The sequence below is a fragment of the Microvirga sp. P5_D2 genome, from assembly GCF_054049475.1.
This window is the reverse complement of record NZ_JBFUMH010000307.1, coordinates 1-2,986: the sequence shown is the minus strand read 5'-3', so window position 1 is coordinate 2,986 and position 2,986 is coordinate 1. Positions and strand designations below refer to the sequence as shown.

Sequence of the window (2,986 nt, the reverse complement as noted above, 5' to 3'; positions counted from 1 at the left end):
GATGTAGGTCAAGCGAAGGCCGGACAAGGACGCAGGCTACGCGACTGGGCTGAATAGGGTAGCAATGAAGTCGCGCTGAGCGCCCATGTCCTTGGGTGGTACACCGATGATCTGTCCCTTGCGGATCATTGCCATCGCCTCATAACCAGAAAGCGTCTGCGCGGCGGACGTGACGCTCTTGAAGCCCAGGCCTGGCCGGACCAGGCGCTTGATACGCCGGTGATCCTGCTCAATGATGTTGTTCAAGAATTTCACCTGCCGGAGTTTGGCAAAGCGCCAGAGCTCTCCAGCGCGTTTCATAGCTTTCGTCGCGATAGGATAGGCTGCATTCTTGTCGACAGTGATGGTCCGCGGATTGACCGTATGGGGCTGCCTCAAGGCTTTCCGGAAGAACCGCTTGGCAGCAGCCGCATCCCGCTTGGGTGAGAGCAGAAAGTCGATTGTCTGCCCTGTCGCATCAACAGCGCGATAGAGATAAACCCATGCGCCCTTTACTCGGATATATGTCTCATCCACCCGCCAGGAGCCGTTGGTCATACGAAGATGGAGACGGATGCGCTTCTCCAACTCCGGTGCATAGGCCTTGATCCACCGAAACAGGGTGGTGTGATCGACCTGAATGCCTCGATCGGAGAACATGCGCTCAAGATCGCGGTAGCTGATCGGGAACTGCAGGTACCAGCGGACCGCCCACAGAATGATCTCCGCCGTGAACTGCCGGCCTTTGAACAGGTTCTTGTTACTCTGCTTCACCGCTAGCCCCACTTGCTACCCTCATCCCGTAGCTCAGGCAGCGCAAGCTTCAAAGTTGCAACAGAACCCCCTCGCCCGCCTGCACAACGCCGGCACGTCCGCTGATCGGGGCGGTGATCCGGGTATGCGCTAGCTTGGCCCGATCCATGGCCAAGGCCGCCTCACTCGCGGCGACATTGGCCGCGGCGATCCTGACCTCAGCGGCGGCCTCTTCGGCTTGGGCCTGACTGGCAACGGACCGAGCCAGCAACTCTTGGGTTCGCTTTAGCGCAGCCTGCGGTTTGGCCAGCACGGCGCGGTCGCGGTCCAGAGCTGCCTCGCCGCGGGCGATCTGCGCCTGAAGCTCGCGATCATCGAGGCGAAACAGAAGGTCTCCGACTGCAACCTCCGTACCGTCATGGATATGCCGCTCGACAATGATGCCGTCGATGCGGGCTCGCACAGTCACCCGTGCAGTTGGTTCGATCCAGCCGATGCTCATTCGAGTGATCGGCATCACCTTTGCGCGGACAGGAGCGGTGATCACCGCAACTGCGGCTGGGCTCTTCTGCGAGTCTGGGGTCTGAACTGATGCTGGGGCCTCAGAAATCGGACTTGAGGACCCTGGTGCCTTGGCAACTGGGATCCGAGCCGAGGCCTGTCCCTCCGCGCCTGTCAACCCATACCAGAGGCCACCCGCACATAATGGTGTGAGCAGGAGAAGAGCACTGCGGATCACTGTCTGCGCCCCATCCGCCGAGCTGTTGGGATGCCCTCGTGTACCTGGAGCACCAGCCCGCTGAACGGCAGGTCGAGCGCCTTCCATGTGTCGACAAGAGCCTGGGTCAGCGCCTCGACATGAGCGCTGGTGTGCACGGGCCCGGGAGTGATGCGCAGGCGCTCGGTGCCGCGGGGTACGGTAGGGTAGTTGATCGGCTGGATATAGATGCCGTGCTTCTTCAGCAGGCGGTCGGAGGCTGCCTTGCAGGCTTCTGCATCGCCTACCATCACCGGTACGATATGCGTCGGCGTGGCAAGCAGGGGCAGATCGGCGCGGATGAGCGCATCCTTGACCTGAGCGACCTGACCTTGCTGCCCCTGTCTCTCGACGCATGATGTCTTGAGGTGGCGCACGGAGGCTGCAGCAGCAGCGGCCACGCTCGGCGGCAAAGCCGTGCTGAAGATGAAGCCCGGGGCATAGCTGCGAACCGCATCGATGACCGAAGCGGCACCCGCGATATACCCGCCCATGACGCCGAAAGCCTTGCCGAGCGTGCCCTCGATCACGTCGATCCGGTGCATCACGCCGAGGCGTTCCGCGAGACCCGCCCCGCGCGGCCCATACATGCCTACGGCATGGACCTCGTCGATATAGGTCATGGCGCCATAGCGCTCGGCGAGGTCGCAGATCTGGCGGATGGGAGCCACGTCGCCATCCATGGAATAGACGCTCTCGAACACGATTAGCTTGGGCCGGGCGCCGGCGGCCTGCAGCAGTTCCTCCAGGTGTTCGAGGTCGTTGTGGCGGAAGATCGCCTTGTCGCAGCCGGACTGCCGCACGCCCTCGATCATGGAGTTGTGATTGAGGGCATCCGACAGGATCAGACAGTTCGGGATGAGCCGGGCCATGGTAGAGATGCCGGTCTGGTTCGACACGTATCTCGAGGTGAAGACCAGGGCCGCCTCCGTGCCGTGCAAGTCGGCAAGCTCGCGCTCCAGCTCGACGATGGGGTAGCTGTTGCCGGAAATATTGCGCGTGCCGCCCGCACCAGTTCCATGGCGGGCTGCGGCATGGGTCATTGCTTCGACGATGGCCGGATGCTGGCCCATGCCGAGATAATCGTTGGAGCACCAGACTGTGATCTCTCGCGGGCCGTCCGGAGAATGCCAGGTCGCTGCGGGAAAGCGGCCGGCGATGCGTTCGAGATCGACGAAGGAGCGATAGCGCCGCTCCGCCTTCAGCCGTGCGATGGCGGCATCGAAATAGCCGGTGTAGGTCCTGGTCGCGGGAACCTTCCAGATCGGGTCGAGGCTGTGTCAAAACGCGGGATCTGGTAATCTGGTGGGGTTAGCACGGACTGGAGGGATCGCGATGAAGCGGTTTGTCCAAGGCCAGGAGCGCAGCCAGGGCACCTTGTTCCCGGCCTGCCTCGACGAGTACGTCAGCGAGGACAATCCGGTGCGGGTGATCGACGTCTTCGTCGACGAACTCAACCTGCGCGCTCTGGGGTTCGAGCGCGCTCTGGGGTTCGAG

3 protein-coding genes and 1 pseudogene are annotated in these 2,986 nt (G+C 62.4%); 1 reads left to right on the top strand and 3 read right to left on the bottom strand.

Going from position 1 to position 2,986, the window contains the following annotated elements:
• Positions 1–36: 36 nt before the first annotated feature.
• The 3 genes from ACXJKO_RS30975 to hemA are packed head-to-tail and all read right to left on the bottom strand — an operon-like array spanning position 37 to position 2,754.
• A complete protein-coding gene (locus ACXJKO_RS30975) occupies positions 37–753 on the bottom strand; it encodes an IS6 family transposase (protein WP_457094842.1) in 717 nt (238 codons plus the stop codon).
• 49 nt (positions 754–802) lie between these two features.
• Complete coding sequence (locus tag ACXJKO_RS30970; RefSeq protein ID WP_457094841.1) at positions 803–1,558, bottom strand: efflux RND transporter periplasmic adaptor subunit; 756 nt, start codon at positions 1,556–1,558, stop codon at positions 803–805.
• Positions 1,468–2,754, bottom strand: a complete 1,287-nt coding sequence (gene hemA / locus ACXJKO_RS30965; protein WP_457094843.1) for a 5-aminolevulinate synthase — start codon at positions 2,752–2,754, stop codon at positions 1,468–1,470. Before hemA ends, ACXJKO_RS30970 begins: the two co-directional genes overlap by 91 nt.
• 70 nt (positions 2,755–2,824) lie before the next feature.
• On the opposite strand from hemA, the pseudogene ACXJKO_RS30960 reads away from it, so the two are divergent.
• A pseudogene (locus tag ACXJKO_RS30960) lies at positions 2,825–2,986 on the top strand (IS5/IS1182 family transposase); the annotation flags it as partial.

Bases quoted from the DNA above. Each gene is read 5' to 3' on its own strand.
- ACXJKO_RS30970 (WP_457094841.1), bottom strand. From the start codon at position 1,558: ATGGAAGGCGCTCGACCTGCCGTTCAGCGGGCTGGTGCTCCAGGTACA.